The following is a 21,727-nucleotide window of genomic DNA, read 5'->3' as shown; positions in this document are numbered from 1 at the left end:
TTTGCGCGGGTCAGGGTTTGGAATGGACGACATAACTGTGTTCTGGGCGGCCGCGTTGCGGACGCAATGGGGATTGGACGCCAAGCTGACCCGGCTGGATGGCGAATATGATCTGAACTTCTTGGCGCGGGCGACCAATGGGCAGGATTATGTTCTGAAGGTTATGCGGCCAGGATGCGAGGCCGGGCTGGTGGACTTGCAGATCAAAGCGTTGGAGCATCTGGCCTCGGAAGCGCCCGGACTCCCGTTTCCCAAGGTGTTTAGCGATTTGAATGGGCGGCTATTGCCCCAGATTACGGATCAGGACGAAAACCCCCGGCTGGTGTGGCTGCTCGAATGTCTGCCGGGTTCGTGTTACGCCAACGCCGCGCCTAAATCCGAGGAGTTGATCCTGAAACTGGGCCGAGTTCTGGGAGCGACCGACCGAGCGCTTGAGCGGTTCGATCACGAGGGTTTGCATCGCGCGGGTTTCAAATGGGACCTGATGCAAGCCAGTTGGATTGCGGATCATCTGGATACGATCAGTGACGCCGCGCGCCACTTGTTATTGTCCGACATTTGCGCAGAGTTCGACACTGTCCGGGAGACTTTGAACGACCTTCCGAGACAAGCCATCCACAACGATGCCAATGACTACAATATTTTGGTTGAAGGAGAATTAGGGCAGCGCCAATCTATCGCGGGCTTAATTGATCTTGGGGACATGTGCGCGGCACCCCGGATTTGTGATCTGGCGATCGCTGGGGCCTATATCGTTCTAGACCACCCACAGCCTGAGAGAGCGCTGGCCGCTTTGGTACGAGGGTATCATGCGGCCAATCGATTGCGGGCAGATGAGGTTGATCTGATCTGGCCGCTGTTGCGGATGCGGTTGGCGGTGTCGGTTGTAAACTCGACCTTGATGGCAATTAAGAACCCAGATGATCCCTATGTGACAATTAGCCAGGCCCCTGCCTGGCGGTTTCTGGAAAATGATACGGTCAATGGCGGCTTGATGGGCGCGCGGTTGCGCGTGGCCTGCGGGTTGCCTGTGACCGATGGGGCCGAACGGGTCCACGCTTACCTAACCGAACATCGAGGGCAGTTCGCCCCGATTTTCGGACAGGATCTGAATGATGTGCCGATGGGGTCGCTGTCGGTTGAAAACTGCGTCTGGCCGCAAAACCCGTTCCACATGCCCTTGGCCGAGGCCGCGCGCGTAGGTGAGGAATATGGCGAAGGCCTGTGGCTGGGCTACTATAACGAGCCGCGCCTGATCTATGCCGAACCCGGGTTCCGCAAGGGGCCGTGGAAGGCCTCTGACCGGCGCACGGTGCATTTGGCCGTAGACGTCTTTGCCCCGGCGGGTACCGTGTTGCATGCTCCGGTCAGCGGGCGGGTTGAGGCGGTCGAGAACCGCGATACTCATCTGGACTATGGCGGCGTGGTGATCCTGCATCATGAAACGCCCGAAGGGGATGCGTTCTATACGCTGTATGGTCATCTCGACCCCGAGGTATGTGATCGACTTAAGCCCGGTGATCCGGTGGCGCAGGGCGCAGCGTTCGCGCGGTTGGGGGATGCCAAGCAGAACGGCGGCTGGGCCCCACACGTTCATTTTCAACTGGCAATGACCACCGACGGGATGCAAAGCGACTGGCCCGGCGTGGGCGACCCGGATGAGATGGAGCTGTGGCAGGCGGTTTGCCCCAACCCGGCGGCGCTGCTGAACCTGCCCGATGACAAGGTGTTTTATCAGCCGGCCGACAAACACGCGATTCTGCAGGGGCGGCGCGACCACTTTGGAGGCAATCTGAGCCTGACCTATGACGACCCAGTCATGCTGGTGCGCGGTTGGAAGCACCACCTATTCGATGAATGGGGTCGCCCCTATCTGGACGCCTATAACAACGTCCCCCATGTAGGCCACGCGCATCCACGCATTCAAGCGGTGGCGTCTGATCAGTTGCGGCGCATGAACTCGAACACTCGCTATCTGCACCCGGCGCAGACCGAATTTGCCGATAAGGTGCTGTCGAAATTGCCTGATCACCTTGAAGTCTGTTTCTTTGTGAACTCCGGCACCGAGGCGAACGAACTGGCCCTGCGGCTGGCCCGCGCACATACCGGGGCCAAAGGGATCGTGACACCCGATCACGGCTATCATGGCAATACGAATGCGGCGGTTGCGATCTCGGCCTATAAGTTCAACAAGCCTGGTGGCGTGGGTCAGGCGGATTGGGTCGAACTGGTTGAAGTGGCCAACGACTATCGTGGATCGTTCAAGCGCGACGATCCCGACCGCGCCACAAAATTCGCGAATTTTGTGGACCCTGCGATTGCCGCTTTGCAGGACAAGGGCCACGGCATCGCCGGTTTCATCGCCGAGACCTTCCCCTCGGTCGGGGGTCAGATCATCCCACCCAAAGGATATCTGCCCGCAGTCTACGAAAAAATCCGCGCCGCCGGAGGGGTGTGTATCGCCGATGAGGTGCAGACCGGACTGGGGCGTCTGGGTGAGTACTACTTTGGCTTTGAGCACCAGGGCGCGCTGCCCGATATCGTGGTGATGGGCAAACCGATCGGTAACGGGCACCCCTTGGGCGTGTTGGTCACGACCAGGGAAATCGCACAAAGCTTTGACAACGGGATCGAGTTCTTCTCGACCTTCGGCGGATCGACCTTGTCTTGCCGGATCGGGAAAGAGGTGCTGGACATCGTCGATGACGAGGGGCTGCAGGACAATGCCCGCGTGATGGGCGGACGGCTGATGGACGGGTTACGCAGGATCGAGGCCGATTTCGGTTGTGTCGGCGATGTGCGGGGCATGGGCCTGTTTCTGGGGGTCGAGTTGATCAACCCAGACGGCTCCGAGGGCACCGAGATCTGCAAATACGTCAAGAACCGGATGCGCGATCATCGCATTCTAATCGGCAGCGAAGGGCCCAAAGACAATATCCTCAAAATCCGACCGCCTCTGACAATCGAGGCCGTGGACGTTGACATGATCCTGTGGGCATTGGGGAATGTTTTGGCCGAGGTGGGCGACTATGCCCCTGCCCCAACATGTGATCATGATCACCACCATGCCGGCTGCGGGTGCTGCTGAACGATCAGACCTCTGGCCAGAAATGACCAGAGGTCTGGATCGGCATCGCTGTCAATGCAACGCGGCCGAGGGGGATAGATGCCCGGTTGAGGGCAGAGGTTGCGGCGCGGTCATCCGGCGCAGCGCCAGACCCAGCTCTTCGGACAAGGCGGTAAGTGCGGGGGCAAAGTCCGGCCGGACAATCAGCGTCGCCATCATCATCGCGTCCTCGCGCGCCCCTTCCGAGGCCGCAGCGATCATCTGCGCAAAACAGTTCTCATCCGCGCCAAGACAGGAACACCCAACCTGATGACGGATCAAAGGGCGTCGCCCGTGATGCGCACAGAGCGCGCACAGTCGATCAATGGTCATCATTGCAACAGCTTCAGGTTCGGTGCCAAGGTCGACCCCGATCTTGCAGGCGATATCTTTGCGCGCCGTGGCGTCGCCCCAAAGCCGCAGGTACAGGACCGCGCTGGCCTCGATCGGGCTGAGATCGGACAGCTTTCCAACCGCCGCCCCTCCGCGTGATAACGAGGCGGTCATTTAGTCAGGATCAGCTTGCCCGCGCGTGTAATGCGCAGGGTGTAAAGCTGGTCGCCCAACGCGATATGAGCAAGGTTCCCGCCTTTGGTCAGCTCTTCGGCCTTGTGTGCCGGCAGCATCGATACGGGGTAGGATTGCGTCGGGTTCGGGTTCTGCACATTCATCAGGTCAACTCCAGAGGGTCACGGGCGAAAGGCCGATTTCTGTTCTCGTTTTTTGGGATGGCTGACCCGATTCCGGGTTGGCTGTGTGTCTTGCTGGTTAATCTGATTATTTTACTCAGGTATGTCAAGCGGCAATCTATACGCTGCAACCAAGAGTGTGGAATTGCGCTGAAATTGCGAAAAGGCTAGGTCTGACTGAACAATTTCAACGACCGAGGTTTCAATGACCGCAACGCTGATGTTCGACCTGGATGGTACGCTGATTGACAGCTTGCCCGATATCGCCGCAGCGGCGAACCGGATGCTGGGCGACGAAGGCAAACCCGCGCTGCCGCAGGAGATCATCCAGAAATTCGTGGGCAACGGCCTGCCGAAACTGGTTGAGCGTGTGATGGGCCACTGCGACATACCGCTAGACCGCCACAGCGAATTGGCCAAACGAACTCTGGACTACTACGGGGCGGCCTCCAGTGCGCAGACCGTTGTCTACCCGGGCGTACCGGAGGCTTTGGCCCAATTGCAGCAAATGGGCTGCGTACTTGGCATCTGCACCAATAAGCCCGAGGCCCCGGCTCGCCACATCCTGGACGCGCTAGGGCTGTCGCAATTTTTCGATACCGTTTTCGGCGGCGATACGCTGAACACCCGCAAACCCGACCCCGCCCATCTGCACGCCAGCTTTGACGCGATCCCTCAAACCGGTCCGCGCTTGTTCATCGGCGACAGCGAGGTCGATGCGGAAACAGCGCAACGCGCAAAGGTTCCATTCCTGCTATTCACGAAAGGCTATCGCAAATCATCGATTGACGAGATCCCCCACATGCTCAGCTATGACCAAGCGATAGAATTGCCGTCAGCGGTGAGGGCGTCGCTGACGATGTTGGAAGAAACAGCCTGACCCGAAAATGAAGGGCCGGCCGAGGGGGAAAGTAGCCAGCCCCTCATCCGGGGAAGTGGATTGTCCTCGGTGTAACCTTGGATGAACTAGAGTTATCCGCCCGCGCCCTCCGAAGATATTGGGGGTTTCCCGTATTCGGCGAGACAGAGAATTTTCGTCGAAAATTCTTGTGCGTCAATTATGCGCCCGGATTGCACTTTCCTAACTGGCCACCAGAAAACATCGGATGCTGAGGGTCATATTCGACCTGCGCCCTTGGGGTAACATCGACGACTTCCAGCCTGTCATAAGGGTCGGTCGGGCTATCACGTCCCTGCACAACAAGTACGTCTTTGAAACACTGGTGATCCGCACCACGGTACCAGCTTGGCCCATTACCCAAACCGTCAAACTCGAAATCTTCGAGAGCTTCGACAACACCACATGGGTTGAAGGTTCCCGCCCGTTCGACTGCATCGGCATAGAGCAAAACCTGAGAATAGCCGGTCTGTGCCGCGATCGAAGGCGGGAAGCCATATGCTTCCTGAAAGGACGACACGAACGCCTTTGTCCCTTTATCCTGCAGCTGCCAGTTCCAATTCATCGAACCCAGCACGCCCTTGATACTCGGACCCGCCCTCGCGGCCATGAGATCGGAAAGTACCGGGACGACAATCTTGAAATCCTTGCCATTCGCGACCTTGTCCAACAAACCGAATTGCAACGCGCTGGCCAACGAATCCTCCAAGTTGGCACCATAGTGGTTCAGGATCAGAACATCCGCTCCCGAGTTTAGAATCGACGCGATATGTGTCGTAAATTCCGTCGATGTCAGAGTGGTTTTAACCCGATTGACTGTTTGCCATCCCAACGCTTCGGTCGAGGCAACAATCGCCTCTTCCTGGGACCAGCCCCAATTGTAGTCAGCACTCAGATGATAAGCACGGCGGTCCGTGCCCAGCTCAGCCGCCAAAACCGGAGCAAGGGAGGCACCCGTCATATAGGCATTGAAGTAATTGCGGAAACCATTGGCTTTCTTCTCCTTACCCGTGAGGTCATTTGTATGCGCCAGGCCAGCCATGAAGATCACGCCCGCGTCTTGGCACAGGTTCTGAACCGCAATGGCCTCGCCCGACGTCGACCCGCCATTCAGCATCACCGCGCCATCGGAATTTATCATTGCCTTGGCAGAAGAATGCGCCTTGGACGCCTTGCCTTCTGAATCTGCCACGACAAACGTGACTTTCTTGCCCAAAACACCATTCCCGGCCAGCGCCCGCGAGGAAAACGCGTTCAGGCACCCGCCATCTCCCTGGCCATTAAGATGCTCGACGGCCAGTTTCTGCCCGCGCAATTGGTCATTTCCTTCTTCCGAGAAGGGTCCTGACAAAGCCGCATTGAAGCCAAACGTAACCGTGCTTCCGTTTGGTGCATTCGTGAAACCAGCAGAGGACGAAGTGGGAAAGATCATCGGCAACGCCAGGCCGGTGCTCGCTACGACTCCACCGGTCAGCGAGTAGCGACGTGTGACAGATTTGCTACTCATCCACTCTTTCCATTCCCCGTGTCATGCCGTCAAACCTATCCAGTCACAGCCGAAACTGAGGGTAACCATAGGGTTGTGCAAGAAAACAGTTTCAAAGCATCGGGCTTCAATCGCAACACACCTACGCCTATGACGACACATCGGGCCAGCAGTATTTTCTGATTGGAGCGCACCTATCACACTATTTCCATTGAAAATATCGAGGCTTACACCAACTGCCTTTCGCTTTGAGAAACGACGCCACGGCAGCCGTTTTGCTCAGATTTTAACGCGAGAGCCGCCATATCTGGGGCATAGAACGCATCTCTGATTAAGGCTTCTAAAGATACATTTCGATACTTTACAACCGTTTGTCTCCGACATTCGACCAATAAGACACATGATTAGATGCACCGCTAGGATATATGTAATGTTAATTTTCGGTTCATGTACGATTGGTAGGATTTTTGGACTATTGAAGAATCGGTTGAGGCGAAAATACAATTCGTGCCATTAGCCAGTAAGTTGTTTTAACCAGTGTGGAACGGTAACTCATGATTGGGGGGAAAGCTCATAGCGGTGCGTGGCTGCCAAACGCGCAACATGCCAGAGCGATCATCAATTTCATTCATTGGAGTCAGGGCGGTCTTGTATTGGACGCCGCGCTGAATGGTATTGCCGAAGCATTTGGCGCCGAATGCGCCGTAATCAGCCGTCTGTGGCTGAACAAGGGTTCTCATCGCGTTGCCGCCAGGGCAGACACCCGAGATCCTGCCCATTGCCGTCCTCTATTCCTGTCTTTCGCGAATGACGCGTTGGGGCCGTTTCGCAATATGCCCAAGCGGGCCTCGGTCTTTAGTCTGGTTGAAGATGGCGAAGACCCGAGCGATCTTTCCCCCGTCCTGACCGAGTGGATTTCACATCGCAGCCTTTCGGACATTCTGTTTGTCTGTCTTGATCACCAGGGCGGTGAGATTGACTTCTTAGAGCTGCATTTCGGGCGCAACCCGGAACCGGGTTTCAAAGAGGCAATTGAACAAATTGCACCCCAATTGTCCGAAACATTCCAAAGTCGCCGTCCCGGTCTGGTAACCGAAGCGCTGTCGCGCCAGTCGGTTGCGACCATTCGGAAAAGTAGCACGGAAAACGTTGCGATTCTCAGCACCGACAACCCGACTGGTCTGACGCGGGCTGAGTGGCGGGTCTGTGTACTGGTATCTCGAGGATTGTCCTCGCAGGCTATTGGCGCCGAGTTGGACATTGGCGCTGCTACTGTCAGGACACACCTCAAGCATATCTATTCCAAAACGGGTCTGGACAACTTCCATATGCTGGCCCGTCGGCTAGTATCCGTTGAAGAGCGTGAAGCTCTGCATGGGAAACAGCATCAAGCAAGGGCTTAATGCCACAACTGGACTGGCAAAATTGGATCTCGCTTTGGCTGTTCGCCCCTCTGTTCGTGGCAACGGCCTGGACCGATTTCACCCAGCTTCGCATCCCTAATCTGTATTGCCTGATTGGCCTAGGCCTATGCCTTGTCGCGGCCCCGTTTCTGGACTGGAATACTTTGCTGATCCGGCTGCTGATCGGCGCTGCATGTTTTGTGGTTTGCCTAGGGCTTTTTGCGCTGAACTGGTTGGGAGGTGGGGACGCCAAGATGTTGCCTGTTGTTTTTTTGGCCATGCCCCCAAGCGCCGTGCCATTGTATATGATTGTATTTTCCGCAGCCATGGCTCTTGGTTTGATCGGGATGTCGCTCTTTCGGCGCTACGCCAAGCGTTTATCCCCTAAATTTGAGTCGACAGCGCAATCACGAGAGTTTCCAATGGGCGTCGCCATAGGGGCGTCAGGCCTGGTCATGATTACGCTGTCTGTGTTTTAATTGTCCTAGTCGCTTAGTTACCTGCTGCTAGCGAGCTAGAATAGCGGATAACAACCGGGGCCAGGATCAATCCTGCAAGAGCCGGTAGCATCAACATTGCCATTACGCCAGACATCTTGACCGGCAGCTTGTTTGCCATCTCTTGCGCTCTGAGTTCGCGTAGTTCCCGCATCTCGTCAGCGTATGTTTTCAATGCGGAAGCAAGTGGCACACCAAATCGCGTCGATTGCAGAACAACACTGACAAAGGAACTCATTTCTTCAATTCCGGTTCGGCGCGCCATGCGCATTAAGGCTGCATCACGGTCGCGGCCCGCTTGAATTTCACTCAGAGCAACTAGAATTTCTTCCGACAATTCTGGCGAAACAAGCTGCAACTCTACCGCCACTTTTAGCAAAGCCTGATCGAACCCCATTCCAGCCTCGACACCAATCTGAAGCAAGTCCAGCATATTTGGGAAAGCGTTTTCCATCAAACGGCGGCGTTCTTTGATACGCGAGTTCATCCAAAGCTGCGGAACGAAGAAGCCAATGGCACAAAGGATCACGACATTGCGTAGGATAGAAAGCACATCCAGCCCAGACATATAGTCTGCGATCCGCGCCCCAATGCTCGTCGGAAGTTGCCAACTCAATAACGCCAAAAAGATCATGGGCAAAGACGTCGCTAGCGCCAGGCGAACTGCATAGTATCCTGCTATCGCGTTCTTGCCACGAAATCCAGATTGCGCCAACACCTGCCCCACTTCAAATCGCAGATTGGCATCAGCGGGTATTAAGGCTGCAGTCAGACCAGTTGGAGCTGGGTCTTCACCTCTATCGATATTGACGCGTGCCAAGTTTTGCCTCGGTCGGCTTGGCACCATACGGTCTGCTGCCGACGAGCGCTCGCTCAGCGAAGACGAAATACCAAAGAAAGCAATGAACGCCCCGGCAATCACTAGAAGAAAAATCAAAGCTTGAAGGGCAAACTCATTTTGCAGCAAAGAGTCTAAAAGTTGCATCGCAAACGCTCCTTATATCCGGAAATTCACGAGTTTGAACATAACGATGGCGTTCAGGACAATCGCAGCTGCGATAACTCCCATCACCGGCCAAAAAGACGGTGCGTCCATTACATCTCCGTAGTAGGACGGCGACAAGATCGTCATGGCCACCGCAATCACCACCGGAATAGACGATAGAATGTAAGCTGTCATACGCCCTTCGGCTGAGATGGCCTTGATCTTACGGCGCAAAGACATGCGCGCTCGGATCACCTGGGCGAGGGTCTTAAGGATTCCGGCTAGATCGCCGCCGGAACCATGCTGCATCATTAAAGCAACCGCCAGATATCGGACGTCTTCCTCGTCAACTCGATCAGCCATATTTTTCATCGCCTCGGTCAATTCCTCGCCAAAGGCTACCTGATCGACAACGAGACCAAACTCTGTTCCAATAGGATCAGGCATTTCTTCAGAAACGCTCTGAAGTGTCGTGTTTAACGGATGACCAACTTTTAGACCTCTCGACATCAAATCCAACGCGTCGGGCAGTTGCTTAATCAATGCTGCCTTTTGCCGTCTCAGCGCGGATCCGAGAAAAATCAAAGGAGCGATTATGAACAAGAGGATAGAAATCGGGATGACCTGAAGTGGATTTGCAACCATTGTGCCACCGATGGCACTAATCAGAAACGCAACACCACACCCGATCAGAAACATTTCCGGAACCATGTTCAACCCAGCTGCCTTCAAAGCGGCCGGCAAATCACCCACAAAGGGAAACTTGCGCAGGATTGGGCGCGTCTCCTGAGGTTTGAGAAGGTTGAGAACATCTTCGCCAGTCTTGCCTTCGTTCAGCATCTGAATACGGCGGTTTATCGCTTCTTCCCGGTTTTCACCGCGACGGGAAAACTGACGAATACCTTCAAAAGCGATAAGAGCGCCAAGAAAAATCACTAGTGCGATAATAAAGCGGACATCAAACCCGGCGACTTCCATTTCGGGGCCGACGATCGTGCTTAGATCCAGGTTTTCTATAAAAGCGCGAAGCTGTTCCATACCGCTGGCCCTCCTTAGTTGAACTGGATCGAGGACATGTCGATCCCGGCAGCGGCCAGAGCATCGCTGGACTTCGGACGAATGCCGGTCGGCATAAAGCGACCCTTAACCTTGCCGTTCTCGTCCTTGCCTTCGCGTTTGAAGACAAAAATGTCTTGCATGGTGACGATTTCGCCCTCCATACCAGTGACTTCGGCGATCGAGGTTACGCGGCGGGTACCATCGGACAGGCGGTTCAGCTGCAACACGAAGTGAATGGCCGAGGCAATAGTTGCACGAATGGCCGAGTGCGGCAGTTCCATACCACCCATCTGAACCATCTGTTCAACACGAGACAGGGCGTCCCGAGGGCTGTTGGCGTGGACCGTAGTCATTGAACCATCGTGGCCAGTGTTCATCGCCTGCAGCATGTCGAACGCCTCAGAACCGCGCACTTCGCCCACCACGATGCGGTCAGGGCGCATCCGCAGAGCGTTGCGGACCAGATCACGCTGTGCAACGGCACCGGTTCCGTCCAGACCTGCCGGGCGGGTTTCCATACGCAGTACATGTTCCTGCTGCAGCTGCAATTCGGCCGCGTCTTCGATGGTCACGATGCGTTCGCTCCCACCTATATAGGTTGAAAGTGCATTCAGCATCGTGGTCTTACCAGAGCCGGTGCCACCCGAGATCAGAATGTTCATCTTGGCCTCGACCAGACCGCGCAGCAGCGACGCCGCGCTATCATTCAACGCGCCATTGTTCACAAGGCGCTGCATAGTCAGAGGCACGCGGGCAAACTTACGGATAGACAGCGCGGGCCCGTCCAGCGCACAAGGCCGGATGATCGCATTCACACGGCTGCCATCCTCAAGACGCGCATCTACCCAAGGTTGACGTTCGTCGATACGGCGACCAACGCGGCTGACGATCTTGTCGATGATACGCAACAGGTGACGTTCATCACGGAACCGAGCCGGGGTTTTCTCAAGAATACCGGCGCGTTCTACGAAAATCTGCTGATGGCCGTTCACAAGGATATCGTTGATTGTCGGATCGGCCAGCAAAGGTTCAAGCGGGCCAAGGCCCAGAACCTCATGCATCAGCTCTTCGACCAGTTGTTTGACCTCTTCGCTGCGCATGGCGCGGCCTTCGTAGCGCAACAGCTCGGTGGCATGTTTGCCGATCTCACCGCGCAGCGTGTCTTCTTCAACCTTGTCGATCACCGCCAGGTTCAACTTGTCCAGCAGCGAATTGTGCATCCGCGCTTTCAGGTCGATGCGATCCATCTCTCTGGCGTGCTTGGTCGCCTTTTTCTCGGCTTCAAACACAACCGTATCCGAAGCTTTTTCAGAAACCTGCTTCGTTTCCAGCGGAACGACCTTCGCGGCGTTCGAAGTTGTGCGACCTGTCCTGTCAAATTCACGAAACATGTTCTTAAACCTTTACTACTTTTTACTTCACGTCTGCGGATATACGGTTACGAGTTGCCAACACGCGGCGGCATTGCAGCGCGGGCATCATCGGCCAGTTTCTTGATCGCCCGCGTTGCAGGCGCACGGTTGGAAACATCTTGCAACGGGATGCCTCGGTCCACCGATTCACGGACCGTGCGGTCGTCCTTGGGCACCCAATGGGCAAAATCCTGTTCCAGCAACTTGGCCGCTGCGCGGTGATGAGCTGCGGGCAGCAGAGGTTTCTTTTCAAGGCTCGCCACAAGTTGGATATCGATGGCGGGGTTCTCGCTTTGATAGAAATCCATCAATTTGCGGGCCGATCGCACCGACGGGACGGCGACATCCGTCACCAGATACAGCCTGTCGGCCTGCGTCAGCACCGGAGAGATCCATTCCACCAGCGCCCGTGGCAGGTCGACGACCACATAATCATGGGTCCGCTTCAGGTTATCCAGAATAGCCGTGATCTGGTCTTCCTGAATGGCCGACAGCGGGCCATAGCGCGAGGGTGCGGCCAGAACGTCGACACCGCAGGGTGCCTTGACCATGGCCTGTTCCAAAAACGCACCGTCTGGGATGCTTTCATCCATCGCCATGCGCCACATCGCGTCGCTTTCTTCCACGTCCATCAGCGCCGCGATCGACCCGAACTGGAAATCCAGATCCACAACCGCAACCTCATTGGTCGCTTTCTTCTTGAAGAAACCCTCCTTGGCCTGCAACTCGTTTGCCATATTCGCAGCCACCAGCGAGGACCCAACCCCGCCACGCGACTTGGCAACCGCAATCACCTTGCCGAGAGTTGCATGTCCACTCCAAACGGTGGGCAGTTGCGCCTGACGGCGGTTGCGGATCGCATCCACCTGCGGCACGATCTCTTCGTTGATGGCATTTCGGGGCAATACCTCGTCCACGCCCAGTTTCGTAAGCTGCCGCGCCTTGTCCAGCGGCAGATTTTCGGGGGCAAGCGCGATGATAATGGCATTGGGCATCCGCGCATCGCAAATGTTCTGCGCCGTCTTCAGCGCGCCTTCGGCGTCATCTTCGACATCGAACAGGACAACATCATGCAAAGACGCAAGGTTTGCGGCCTTTCCATTGACGCCGGACACCGTTTCTTTCCGACCGGTAAAGCTGCAATTCTCCTGATCTGCCAGAGACCCCTCGATAGCCGAGTAAATCTCTTCATCGGGCGAAATCAAAAACACTGAAATCTGCTTGGAATTCATTATCTTACTCCTTACTCTACCGGCACACCAACAGCCAGGTCTTCGGCAGGAACCGAAGTGCTCATGGCGGGCAGGGAAATACTGTTTGGGGTATTCGACGTGACCGCCGGATTGCCCGAGGCCAGCGCAGCCAGACCAGCCAGCGGCATTACGAAATTGAAATCGACACCGATCAAATCAGCCGTCACGACCGGGGTATAGGGACCACCTAGGAATCCCAGACGGGCATCATGTGAATAAGTGAACTGTACATTCGCAGGTCCTGTGCCCGGCGGCAACAGAGGACCGATCTGGTTCCAGATGCGCGCGCCGTACGGGGTCGAAGTATCCAGCGTGCACGGCGCCGGAAGATTGGGGACAGCGCAAATGCCACCATTGCTTCGGCACAAGGCCCCAAAACGGGTATTCGCATCTCCACCAGGGCCCAGTGTGTGAGTTGCCGGCAACGCTCCACATTGCGGTGGGCCAACCGTCGCCAAACGGGCAGCGGTGTGCATCGCTTTTTGCGACGCCGTCGTCGACCAGTAAAGACGCCCGTAGTCTACGACCCCGAAAATCAGGAACAGAAAAAGCGGGATGACGATTGCCAACTCGACCAAAGCGGCACCACGCTGATTGCGGGCAAACGCTTGTAGGATATGAAGAACCTGGTTCATACGCCATACACCCTGCTTTGATCCGCAACTTGGAAATTCAACGCGCCAACCCCGTCACCAAAAAAGTCAAAAATTCCACCAAATATCAAATCAATGCGTACATCGGCCGTAACCTCGACCACCGAGGTGGGATTCAAACGATAGTCACCAGCCCGCTCGAAACAAGCGAAAGACACATCCGACAAAATTGCGCCTGCCGGAATTACAGTCGACCCATCCAATTGTGTTTCAACAATATCAGTCGCCAAATCTTCCAAATCCTGAAAATCGCCGGGGGTCCCCGTCTCGCACAGATCCAATGGTGCAATACGCGCAATCATTCGCGAAGCGTCGCGGACCCCGGCGGATGTGGATTGGTGTATCCATGTGATCCTGCCCCCTTCGATGATCACCGCCAAGAACAGCAAGATCAGGGGCATGACCAGTGCGAATTCGACCATCGGAGCACCGGATTCACAGCGCTTGAAGCGAGTGATATGGGACAGCAAACGTTTCACCGGTACAACCTCACGACATCGCGGAAGATACCTTCGTCGATGCCTGCTCCGGCACCTCCGACCTGTTCAACCACTTCGACATAGATATCGAAATCAGTCCCCGAAGTTTGCTCCAGTGGCTGGATCAGAAAGACTCTTACGAATTCCTGTACCGGCACGTCCACAGCTCGACCTGCAACTGGATTGGTATCGCAATCGATAGCGGCGGCGATGAATGTGCGGCGATCAGGGTCAGGGTTCGTTGTGCTCGCACATTGCCGACGACCCGTTTCACTGCGTCCCTCAAGAATGTCACGGCCAGCGAACTTGTTAATCTCATCCAGATACATCTGGTAACGCGTATTGCCGGTAGGCAAGCTTATGGTCCCATCAGCAATCTGCGGATGTGGTTGCAGCGGGTTTAAAGGGTCTGTTCCAGTACCATAGTTCGTCGCCAAATAGTCGGCTCTCCCATCATCCCAGTCCCCATCACCGAAGCGGCCGCCACCTTCGGGCACCAATGCGGCGCAGTTTCCGGCATCAAAACAGTCGTCGCGCGGGAACGGCATGGTGTCATCTGAAATAGTTGGATTGTTATTCAAGCACCGGCCCGTCGGATTCTCCCACCCAGCAATAACTTGAGGACCAGGGGCATAGGCAGGATCATTCCGCAAGTTGCGCATCGTCGCAAGGAACAAATCAAAACGAGAGTTATAGATGGCCGAACCAATACCGTTCCGTTGCCCCGGTTCCGTGTCCACCCCGCGCTGCGACACGCACTGCGTCAGGTTCCCTTCGGCGGCGATAAGGCAGATATAAAGGCTTGATCCATTCAAACCCGCACAAGGGCCGTTGGGATTGATCCCGATATCTTGAGGATCAAGGAAGCCAAAGTTGCCCGGCCCCCAGGCCGAACTGTTCCCGCCGGTACGCAACTGGATAGCCTGACCAACATTAGCGTTGGCCGTCCAACCATTCGGGATGCAAAACATCAGAGGCGTCACATCGCAAGCAAAAGCTGTATAGCCAGCAATCGCGGTCGCGCCGACTTGTTCATTCGGAGCAGGGGCCCCCAACAACGCAGCCAAACCACGTGTAAAGGGCAGGAGAACGGTTCGCGGCGTTGCTTGCACCTCGACCATAACTGCCGCAAGTGGATCGGTGGTCACAAATGCGTCGACCGCGTCATCATCATCAGGGTCGACAGCAGGGTCCGGCAAACCGGTCAGAAAGCGCAAGCTGAAATCGGCGGCCGAGTCAAGCGTCTGATCCCCATCGGCAAAGAATTGGCGATCCGCGATCATGTTCTCGGCGGCTGTACGCGCGCGGGTAATAGCGTCGGCATTGCCGTCAAGTTCGCCCGCCGCGGCCAATGCCACATGGTCGGCATAAGACTGCAGGTCGGTCTGGGTCGAGGCCATACGGCCAAGGTCAAAGGTCAGGGCGGCGAAGCCGAGGATCATGGCCAGGCTAAGTGCCACAAAAATCAGGATCGTTCCGTCTTCTTCTTTCTGGAACTTGGAAACAAAAGTCATCGTTTACCCTCCCTAACCCTGACTAGCATCAATTCACGGTGCTGGATGTGTCCGTAAGCGGAACCTCGTCGTCGGTTGCCGTAATAGTTACCTTCTCTTCCTGAACGTCCGAGATACCGCGACGCACTTTCACAACAGGTTGCGGGGTACCATCTTCGACTGGTGATTTTTCCAGCAGGATGTCGCTCAAACGTACAGCCTCAAGAGGTTTGTTTTCAGTCTCATCCAGTGAACGCAGAGACAGGCTCAGCTGTCCGGCCTTCTGTGCCAGGGCCAAACGCTGGCTTTGTTCCGGAGTCACCTCGACGGTAACGGTCCGCGCAATGCCAGGTCTGTCAATTTCTTCATCGGCTTGCTGGTCGACACCAATTATGCGGATATTTTGAAGGATCGTAATGGCGCGCAACTCCTCATCTCGCCCGCGTGTCAGAACAATGTCGATATAGTCACCGGGAGTTACAAACCCACCAACGCCGGTTTGCGCGTCGACGTTGATCGCCATGGCGCGGTTGCCTTCACCAAGTGTCTGAACAATAGTGACTTTCTCGCCGAATTCTGATACTTTGGAGGCAAGAAGAATTTCACCTTGTGCCAACGCTCGCTTGGCGCGGCGCGGCTCTCCACCCACTGCGGGCAAAACATCATTGTAACTAGTGAAAACACCGACCGGCACAGCTTCAGCCGGCCACTCGATCGTCGTCAGTTTATGACTTTCAATCGGGCTTCCAAACGGAATGTCTTCTGATACAGCAACAACCCGAACAATACTCGCGTCGACAGCAGCCGCTTGGTTGCGCTCAAGCTGGTCTTGGGTCCAGAGCACCGCACCCCCAGCGAGACCAATACCGAAGATAGACATTAATAGGGATTTAACGCGCATTTTGCCCTCCAATTTCCGAAAGTAGTTTTGGCTGTCAGGTTTGGGCGATGTTCAATATAACTGAGCAATTCAGCATTCACACTGACGCATTTTACCATCTACGTGTTGCCCCCGCCCCATCTAAAAGGCGGGGGCAACTTAATATAGTTCAGAGGCTGTACATTTTCGTCCCAACAGAGGTGATTGGTACTCGTGACACAACGCGACACGACTTACTCCAACCAACTATGTGTAAACCTCAGAACAAACTTAAAATATTAGGGAGCCACCGCGCGAGTATCGCTCAGAACGTCAGCCGCATCATCAAAGTTGGCCGAGGTGTCTTGTGCGATGCTTACCAGCGCAGTACCGCCAACAATAACGGCGAGCAGCAGGGCAACGCCATATTCGACCAGGGTCGCGCCGCTCTCGTCTTTGCGCAGCTTCAGAAACAACTCGCGAATAGTTTTCGACATAATTTTTACTCCAGACTGTTTTACCAAGTGCGAAATCCGCACGCTTACGAGGTACCAGGCAGCATCCCCGTTAATAGAATGTTTACCAGCCGTGAACCTTTAGAGCCTCCCCACAAACGAAAAGGTTTTCCCGTATAACGGGAAATTTTTGTCGTTTAAGGCAGATTTGTGACCTTGCTCTTGCGTTGAATCAGCGATTCGATCGGTGATTCCCGCTTATTTCACACGCAAACACGTCTATGGCCGATCTGAGAACACAGATCGGCCACATTTGCCCCCAATTCGCGGATTGAGTGTTCTAAACTGTTACGCCTTGCAGAACCCGGTCGCGCGACAGCTCTTGCCGCGATCCTTGCATCAAAATCTCACCGCGCCTCAGAACAACGAAGCGGTCAGCGAGGTCATAGGCGAAATCGAAATACTGCTCGACCAGAACGATCGCCATCTCACCTTTAGAGCGCAGATGGCGAATGACCTCACCGATCTGCTGGATGATGTTGGGCTGAATACCCTCGGTAGGTTCATCCAGCAGCAGCAGGCTGGGTTTGGTGATCAGGGCACGTGCGATGGCGAGTTGTTGTTGCTGGCCACCTGACAGATCACCTCCGCGGCGGTTCTGCATTTTCTTGAGAACCGGGAATAAGTCGAAAATCTCATCGGGGATAAAGTGTTCGCTGGACGGCAGGCAGGCAAAGCCGGTTTCCAGGTTTTCGCGCACGGTCAGCAGAGGAAAGATCTCGCGCCCCTGTGGAACGTATGCCACCCCCTTCCACGCCATTTTATGCGCCGGAAAGGGCGGGAGGGCCTCACCATTCAGCTCCAGCGTACCGCCAGAGCGGGGATGCGTGCCCGAGATTGCCTTGATCAGGCTGGTCTTTCCGACACCATTGGTGCCCATCACGCAGGTCACCTCACCCTGCGCGGCTTGCATCGAAACACCGTGCAGGATTTGCGAATGCCCGTAGTGCAGGGTCAGATCGTTCAGTTTCAGCATCGCCTAGCGCCCCAGATAAACGTCGATGACGTCCTGATTTGATGTCACGTGGTCCAAGGACCCCTCGGCCAGAACCGAGCCCTCGTGCAACACAGTCACCTTGCAGTTCAAACGGCGGACAAACTCCATATCATGCTCCACCACAACCACGGCGCGGGTTTTCGCGGCCTGCACCAGAAGATCGGTGGTGTGTTCGCGTTCCTGCGGGGTCATCCCGGCAGCGGGTTCGTCTACCAAAAGCAAGCGCGGCTCCTGTGCCAGAAGCATCCCAATCTCAAGCCATTGCTTCTGCCCGTGGCTGAGTTCGCCCGATTTGCGGGTCAACTCGTCCTTCAAGCCGATCTCGGCGGCCAGTTCCTCGACTTTCTCCAGATCGCCCTTTGAAGGGCGGTAGAACAGCACGCCCAACCATCCGCGTTTGTTCTTCAGCGCCATCAGCAGGTTTTCCTGCACGCTCTGATCTTCGAACACGGTGGGTTTCTGGAATTTCCGCCCGATCCCGGCCTGCGCGATCTTGGCCTCACTCATGCGCAGCAGGGAAACGGATTTCTCGCCCCAGATGACGCGGCCTTCGTCGGGTCGGGTTTTGCCTGTGACGATATCCATGAAAGTGGTCTTGCCCGCACCGTTCGGCCCGATCACGGCGCGCAGTTCCGCGTTGCCGATCTGGAACGACAGGTTGTTGATGGCGCGGAACCCGTCAAAGGTGACGGAAACGCCGCTGACTTCTAGCAGAGTGCTCATTCCGTGGCCTCCTTTTCGCGCAACGCGCTTTCATCAGGCCCCAGGGCCGCACCGTGGCGCTGCGGTGCCCTGCGGTTGGTCCAGAGGTCGAACAGCCCCCCGATCCCTTGTGGGGCGAACAGTGTGACCAGCACGAAGGACACGCCCAGCAGCACCTGCCACCAGTCAACCCATTTGATTGTATAGAAGCCCAGCGGGATGTCCGGGGCCTGCCCGCCGGTGAACCATGTGCTAAGCAGACTGACGAACGCCGCGCCGATGACGGCACCGTACAGGCGACCGCGCCCGCCGATGGCGACCCAAACGGCCAGATAGATCGAGGCGATGGGGGCCATCTCCTCGGGGTTGATAATGCCCGCCTGCGGATAATAGAGTGCGCCCGCGATGGCGGCGATGCAGGCGGTCAGAGTGAAGACGGTCAGCTTGTAGACCTCGACCGAATAGCCGAGGAACCGCACCCGCGCCTCGTTATCGCGGATGCCGCGAATGACCGAGCCGAACTTGCCCGACACCACCCATGCCGCCAGCAAATAGCCCAGCCCCAAGGCCAGTGCCGAGGCCCAAAGGAACCAGATCGACACCACGTCCTGCGAGACGGTGACACCCGGCAGGTTCTGTAGGCCCGACAGGCCATTGTTGCCGCGCAAGCCACTGTCGTTCTGAAACAGGTACAGCGCCAGTGCCAAAGTCATCGCTTGGGTCAGGATCGACAGGTAGACGCCCGTCACCCGACTGCGGAAAGCGAGCCAACCGAAGATCAGCGCCAGAAGGCCCGGCACCAGCACCACCAGCGCCAGTTGCAGGAACAGGCTGTCCGAAAAGGCCCAGATCAACGGGAATTCGGACGAACCAACCACGCCGAAGATTTGCGTACCAATGGCGTCCACGACTTCGGATGACGTCGGAGGGATTTCGGCTTGCGACAGTGACTCGACCACGATCAGCCGCGTGCGTTCATACATCAGCCACATGCCGATCATGTAACCGCCCAGCCCGAAAAAGGCGAAATGGCCGAGGGACAGGATGCCGGTGAAACCCCAGACCAGATCCATTGCTACGGCAATCAGGCAAAGGCACAGGGTTTTGCCCAGCGTCTTGACGAAACTGGTCGAGATCACGCCGATCCCGAACCCTTCGGACAGGACGGTGACGCCCAAAGTAAACAGCGACAGGATGGCCAGAAAGACCAGTACCGAGGGGTTTTTGGCAACAAAGCTGCGTTCCATGGCTCAATCCCCCGCCGCGCGGCCTTTGAGGGCGATGATGCCCCTTGGCCGGAACTGGATGAAAATGATGATGAAGATGATCATGTAGGTCTGCGCTGCAAGGGTATTCGACGGGTTCATCCACTCGATCCCCTTTTGCAGGAAGCCGATCATGCCCGCACCAGCCAGAGCACCCCAGATGTTGCCGACACCCCCGACAACCACGGTCATGAAGCTTTGCACGATATAATCGCTGCCTAAGTCGGACGTGACCTTGGCGAACAACCCAATCGCAACCCCCGCGATCCCGGCGATGCCCGAGCCGAGGCCAAAGGTCAGCATGTTCACCCGCCCCGGGTTGATGCCCATCGACCCGGCCATGCGCGGGTTCTGCGTGACGGCGCGCATCTCAAGCCCCAGCCGCGTGCGTTTCATGATGTACAGGAACAGTCCCAGAAAGATCATCGCCAGAACAAAGATCGCGATGCGGATGTAACTGATCGAAACCACATCGTTCAGCACCCATGCTCCGTCCAGCCAGCCCGGTGCAGTCAGTGGGCGGGCCTGCGTGCCAAAGATGTTCTTGGCCAGTTGTTGCAGCGCAATAGAGATACCAAACGTCGCCAGCAGAGTCTCCAGCGGGCGAGAATAAAGCCAACGGATCACCAGCCGCTCCATCGCGACGCCCATGGCGAAAGTGACGGCAAAGGCCATCGGGATGGCGACGATGATCGACAGCGTATGGTCGGGGATAAACTGCTGCACCACATAGCCGGTATAGGCGCCCATCATGATGAACTCGCCATGGGCCATGTTGATCACGCCCATCACGCCGAAGGTGATGGCAAGACCGATAGCGGCGAGGAAATAGATCGAGGCCAGAGAAATCGCGTCCAGAGTCAGGTCGAGGGTCTGGTTCAGGCCGACCTTCAGTTCGATTTGGTCCAGCGCCTTTTCGGCGGCGGCTGTGACTTCAGGAGAAGGCTCGGCATAGGTTTCAAAGAACACATGCGCGCCCAGCGCTGCATCGATGTCAGTCTGCGTTATCAACGCGGGAACAGTTCCGGCTTCGGCCAGCGCCGCATAAGCCTGCGCGCGGGCGGCGTCGGAGTTCAGTTGCGCGACGGGAACACCCCCCACGCGGCCTCCGTGGATATTGGCAGCCAACGCCGCACGGATGTCATCCGCCGAAACACGCGGCGCGGCCAAATCGCTGGCAACCAACAGGTCATAGGCCGCATCACGCGACAGGTCATCCGAGCCGGGTTGCAGAACGCCGGCGATATTCACATCCGAAGGTAAGTCTGTCGCCGTTTGCAGCCTGGTCACGACCAGAGGGTTCAAAGCCGCGCGCACGTCCACACCCAGATCGTCGGAGATCTCCTCGATCGCGACCACACGGGCTTCAGTATCTTCGTTGTAGCCGATGGTCAGCAACCGCTCGAGGCGTTGCTTCTGCGCTTTCAGATCGGCGTCGGGTTCGCCATCAATCGACGCGCGCAGCGGCTCAAGCAGAGCGCCCTCGGGATCGCGTTGGATAGACGTCAAAGCGGCCAGTCGTTTTGCACGATCCGGGTCGGTCAGTTGGAATTGTACCAGTGCCGTGCCGATCATCGCGCGGATGCCGCTATTGGGTTTCAACTGTTTCAGGTCGGATTTCTCAAACGTCCCGACGACCTCTCCGGTGTCGAAATCGGTCAGCTCATATGAACGCCCTTCACCCTTTTTGCCAGCAAAGAACAGGCCATCGGACTTGCGCATCCACACGTTTTTGGCGGCCCACGTCTCAAGCATGACCTGCGCTTGCGGCAACCCGCTGCTGGCAATCGCTTCAATCGCCGGTCCGATCGTCTTGCGCGAGCTTTTGGCGATGATCTCCTGATGCTCTTGCAGGATCGGTTGCAGACCGCCCTCTTGCGCGTTGGCCGTCAGGCAGGCGCACAGGATTGCGAGGCCCGCAAGGAATAGTCGTAACATGTAGAGAAACCCGAGGTGTCTTAAGGGCAAGGCGGGCG

20 protein-coding genes are annotated in these 21,727 nt (G+C 56.5%); 4 read left to right on the top strand and 16 right to left on the bottom strand.

The genetic code is table 11. The annotated features are described in order from the left end of the window. Window positions 1-22 precede the first annotated feature (22 nt). Window positions 23-3,088 (top strand): aminotransferase class III-fold pyridoxal phosphate-dependent enzyme, encoded by a 3,066-nt coding sequence (locus ACR0CA_RS12905; RefSeq protein WP_480899413.1) that lies wholly within the window; start codon window positions 23-25, stop codon window positions 3,086-3,088. Window positions 3,089-3,139: 51 nt separating this feature from the next. Here ACR0CA_RS12905 and ACR0CA_RS12900 read toward each other — a convergent pair whose 3' ends face one another. Together ACR0CA_RS12900 and hemP are read right to left on the bottom strand one after the other, a co-directional pair. Beyond that, the gene (locus ACR0CA_RS12900; RefSeq protein WP_480552010.1) at window positions 3,140-3,613 is read right to left on the bottom strand and encodes a hypothetical protein; all 474 of its coding nucleotides are present in this window, start codon (window positions 3,611-3,613) and stop codon (window positions 3,140-3,142) included. Beyond that, a complete protein-coding gene (gene hemP, locus ACR0CA_RS12895; RefSeq protein ID WP_170773822.1) occupies window positions 3,610-3,777 on the bottom strand; it encodes a hemin uptake protein HemP in 168 nt (55 codons plus the stop codon). The genes ACR0CA_RS12900 and hemP overlap by 4 nt, the downstream gene beginning before the upstream one ends. Before the next feature lie 223 nt (window positions 3,778-4,000). On the opposite strand from hemP, the gene gph reads away from it, so the two are divergent. Continuing rightward, entirely contained in the window at window positions 4,001-4,675 is a 675-nt protein-coding gene (gene gph / locus ACR0CA_RS12890; RefSeq protein ID WP_480899411.1) for a phosphoglycolate phosphatase, read from the top strand. 178 nt (window positions 4,676-4,853) lie between these two features. On the opposite strand, the gene ACR0CA_RS12885 is transcribed toward gph, so the two are convergent. Beyond that, window positions 4,854-6,200: an ABC transporter substrate-binding protein gene (locus ACR0CA_RS12885; protein WP_480899410.1), complete on the bottom strand. Its 1,347-nt coding sequence runs from the start codon at window positions 6,198-6,200 to the stop codon at window positions 4,854-4,856. A gap of 533 nt (window positions 6,201-6,733) precedes the next feature. On the opposite strand from ACR0CA_RS12885, the gene ACR0CA_RS12880 reads away from it, so the two are divergent. After that, a complete protein-coding gene (locus tag ACR0CA_RS12880) occupies window positions 6,734-7,582 on the top strand; it encodes a response regulator transcription factor (protein WP_170773817.1) in 849 nt (282 codons plus the stop codon). Further along, window positions 7,582-8,061, top strand: a complete 480-nt coding sequence (locus ACR0CA_RS12875; RefSeq protein WP_170786933.1) for an A24 family peptidase — start codon at window positions 7,582-7,584, stop codon at window positions 8,059-8,061. Before ACR0CA_RS12880 ends, ACR0CA_RS12875 begins: the two co-directional genes overlap by 1 nt. 13 nt (window positions 8,062-8,074) lie before the next feature. On the opposite strand, the gene ACR0CA_RS12870 is transcribed toward ACR0CA_RS12875, so the two are convergent. From ACR0CA_RS12870 to urtB, 13 genes are all read right to left on the bottom strand, one after another. Then, a complete protein-coding gene (locus tag ACR0CA_RS12870; RefSeq protein WP_480505070.1) occupies window positions 8,075-9,064 on the bottom strand; it encodes a type II secretion system F family protein in 990 nt (329 codons plus the stop codon). Window positions 9,065-9,076: 12 nt separating this feature from the next. Beyond that, entirely contained in the window at window positions 9,077-10,102 is a 1,026-nt protein-coding gene (locus ACR0CA_RS12865) for a type II secretion system F family protein (protein WP_170786937.1), read from the bottom strand. A gap of 14 nt (window positions 10,103-10,116) precedes the next feature. Continuing rightward, on the bottom strand, window positions 10,117-11,514 hold the full coding sequence (locus ACR0CA_RS12860) for a TadA family conjugal transfer-associated ATPase (protein ID WP_480899408.1): 1,398 nt from the start codon (window positions 11,512-11,514) through the stop codon (window positions 10,117-10,119). Window positions 11,515-11,561: 47 nt separating this feature from the next. Further along, a complete protein-coding gene (locus ACR0CA_RS12855) occupies window positions 11,562-12,767 on the bottom strand; it encodes a CpaE/TadZ family protein (protein WP_480899406.1) in 1,206 nt (401 codons plus the stop codon). Between the two features lie 11 nt (window positions 12,768-12,778). Next, complete coding sequence (locus tag ACR0CA_RS12850; protein WP_480899404.1) at window positions 12,779-13,423, bottom strand: TadE/TadG family type IV pilus assembly protein; 645 nt, start codon at window positions 13,421-13,423, stop codon at window positions 12,779-12,781. Continuing rightward, complete coding sequence (locus ACR0CA_RS12845) at window positions 13,420-13,863, bottom strand: TadE family protein (RefSeq protein WP_480899429.1); 444 nt, start codon at window positions 13,861-13,863, stop codon at window positions 13,420-13,422. The genes ACR0CA_RS12850 and ACR0CA_RS12845 overlap by 4 nt, the downstream gene beginning before the upstream one ends. A 53-nt stretch (window positions 13,864-13,916) precedes the next feature. Continuing rightward, on the bottom strand, window positions 13,917-15,434 hold the full coding sequence (locus ACR0CA_RS12840; RefSeq protein ID WP_480899403.1) for a pilus assembly protein TadG-related protein: 1,518 nt from the start codon (window positions 15,432-15,434) through the stop codon (window positions 13,917-13,919). Window positions 15,435-15,462: 28 nt separating this feature from the next. Then, window positions 15,463-16,314 (bottom strand): Flp pilus assembly protein CpaB, encoded by an 852-nt coding sequence (cpaB, locus tag ACR0CA_RS12835; protein WP_480899401.1) that lies wholly within the window; start codon window positions 16,312-16,314, stop codon window positions 15,463-15,465. A 257-nt stretch (window positions 16,315-16,571) separates the two neighbouring features. Next, a complete protein-coding gene (locus tag ACR0CA_RS12830; RefSeq protein WP_480899399.1) occupies window positions 16,572-16,769 on the bottom strand; it encodes a Flp family type IVb pilin in 198 nt (65 codons plus the stop codon). Window positions 16,770-17,067: 298 nt separating this feature from the next. Then, the gene (urtE, locus tag ACR0CA_RS12825) at window positions 17,068-17,763 is read right to left on the bottom strand and encodes an urea ABC transporter ATP-binding subunit UrtE (protein WP_480552003.1); all 696 of its coding nucleotides are present in this window, start codon (window positions 17,761-17,763) and stop codon (window positions 17,068-17,070) included. Window positions 17,764-17,766: 3 nt separating this feature from the next. Beyond that, window positions 17,767-18,507 carry an urea ABC transporter ATP-binding protein UrtD gene (gene urtD / locus ACR0CA_RS12820; protein ID WP_170773791.1) on the bottom strand — a complete coding sequence of 247 codons (741 nt, stop codon included), beginning with the start codon at window positions 18,505-18,507 and terminating at the stop codon, window positions 17,767-17,769. Beyond that, window positions 18,504-19,733 carry an urea ABC transporter permease subunit UrtC gene (gene urtC, locus ACR0CA_RS12815; protein WP_480899398.1) on the bottom strand — a complete coding sequence of 410 codons (1,230 nt, stop codon included), beginning with the start codon at window positions 19,731-19,733 and terminating at the stop codon, window positions 18,504-18,506. The genes urtD and urtC overlap by 4 nt, the downstream gene beginning before the upstream one ends. Window positions 19,734-19,736: 3 nt before the next feature. Beyond that, a complete protein-coding gene (gene urtB / locus ACR0CA_RS12810) occupies window positions 19,737-21,689 on the bottom strand; it encodes an urea ABC transporter permease subunit UrtB (protein ID WP_480899396.1) in 1,953 nt (650 codons plus the stop codon). Window positions 21,690-21,727 lie beyond the last annotated feature (38 nt).

The organism is Ruegeria sp. F12 (assembly GCF_056533885.1).
The sequence above is the reverse complement of the archived record's forward strand: the minus strand, read 5'-3'. Positions and strand labels throughout refer to the sequence as shown.

Excerpts from the sequence above, each read along its gene's own strand:
- ACR0CA_RS12865 (WP_170786937.1), bottom strand. The coding sequence starts at position 10,102 with ATGGAACAGCTTCGCGCTTTTATAGAAAACCTGGATCTAAGCACGATC.
- urtD (WP_170773791.1), bottom strand. The coding sequence starts at position 18,507 with ATGAGCACTCTGCTAGAAGTCAGCGGCGTTTCCGTCACCTTTGACGGG.
- ACR0CA_RS12850 (WP_480899404.1), bottom strand. The coding sequence starts at position 13,423 with ATGAACCAGGTTCTTCATATCCTACAAGCGTTTGCCCGCAATCAGCGT.
- cpaB (WP_480899401.1), bottom strand. The coding sequence starts at position 16,314 with ATGCGCGTTAAATCCCTATTAATGTCTATCTTCGGTATTGGTCTCGCT.
- ACR0CA_RS12905 (WP_480899413.1), top strand. The coding sequence starts at position 23 with ATGGACGACATAACTGTGTTCTGGGCGGCCGCGTTGCGGACGCAATGG.
- ACR0CA_RS12875 (WP_170786933.1), top strand. The coding sequence starts at position 7,582 with ATGCCACAACTGGACTGGCAAAATTGGATCTCGCTTTGGCTGTTCGCC.
- urtB (WP_480899396.1), bottom strand. The coding sequence starts at position 21,689 with ATGTTACGACTATTCCTTGCGGGCCTCGCAATCCTGTGCGCCTGCCTG.
- ACR0CA_RS12830 (WP_480899399.1), bottom strand. The coding sequence starts at position 16,769 with ATGTCGAAAACTATTCGCGAGTTGTTTCTGAAGCTGCGCAAAGACGAG.
- ACR0CA_RS12900 (WP_480552010.1), bottom strand. The coding sequence starts at position 3,613 with ATGACCGCCTCGTTATCACGCGGAGGGGCGGCGGTTGGAAAGCTGTCC.
- ACR0CA_RS12880 (WP_170773817.1), top strand. The coding sequence starts at position 6,734 with ATGATTGGGGGGAAAGCTCATAGCGGTGCGTGGCTGCCAAACGCGCAA.
- ACR0CA_RS12860 (WP_480899408.1), bottom strand. The coding sequence starts at position 11,514 with ATGTTTCGTGAATTTGACAGGACAGGTCGCACAACTTCGAACGCCGCG.
- ACR0CA_RS12840 (WP_480899403.1), bottom strand. The coding sequence starts at position 15,434 with ATGACTTTTGTTTCCAAGTTCCAGAAAGAAGAAGACGGAACGATCCTG.
- hemP (WP_170773822.1), bottom strand. The coding sequence starts at position 3,777 with ATGAATGTGCAGAACCCGAACCCGACGCAATCCTACCCCGTATCGATG.
- urtC (WP_480899398.1), bottom strand. The coding sequence starts at position 19,733 with ATGGAACGCAGCTTTGTTGCCAAAAACCCCTCGGTACTGGTCTTTCTG.
- ACR0CA_RS12855 (WP_480899406.1), bottom strand. The coding sequence starts at position 12,767 with ATGAATTCCAAGCAGATTTCAGTGTTTTTGATTTCGCCCGATGAAGAG.
- ACR0CA_RS12845 (WP_480899429.1), bottom strand. The coding sequence starts at position 13,863 with ATGGTCGAATTCGCACTGGTCATGCCCCTGATCTTGCTGTTCTTGGCG.
- ACR0CA_RS12885 (WP_480899410.1), bottom strand. The coding sequence starts at position 6,200 with ATGAGTAGCAAATCTGTCACACGTCGCTACTCGCTGACCGGTGGAGTC.
- urtE (WP_480552003.1), bottom strand. The coding sequence starts at position 17,763 with ATGCTGAAACTGAACGATCTGACCCTGCACTACGGGCATTCGCAAATC.
- ACR0CA_RS12870 (WP_480505070.1), bottom strand. The coding sequence starts at position 9,064 with ATGCAACTTTTAGACTCTTTGCTGCAAAATGAGTTTGCCCTTCAAGCT.
- gph (WP_480899411.1), top strand. The coding sequence starts at position 4,001 with ATGACCGCAACGCTGATGTTCGACCTGGATGGTACGCTGATTGACAGC.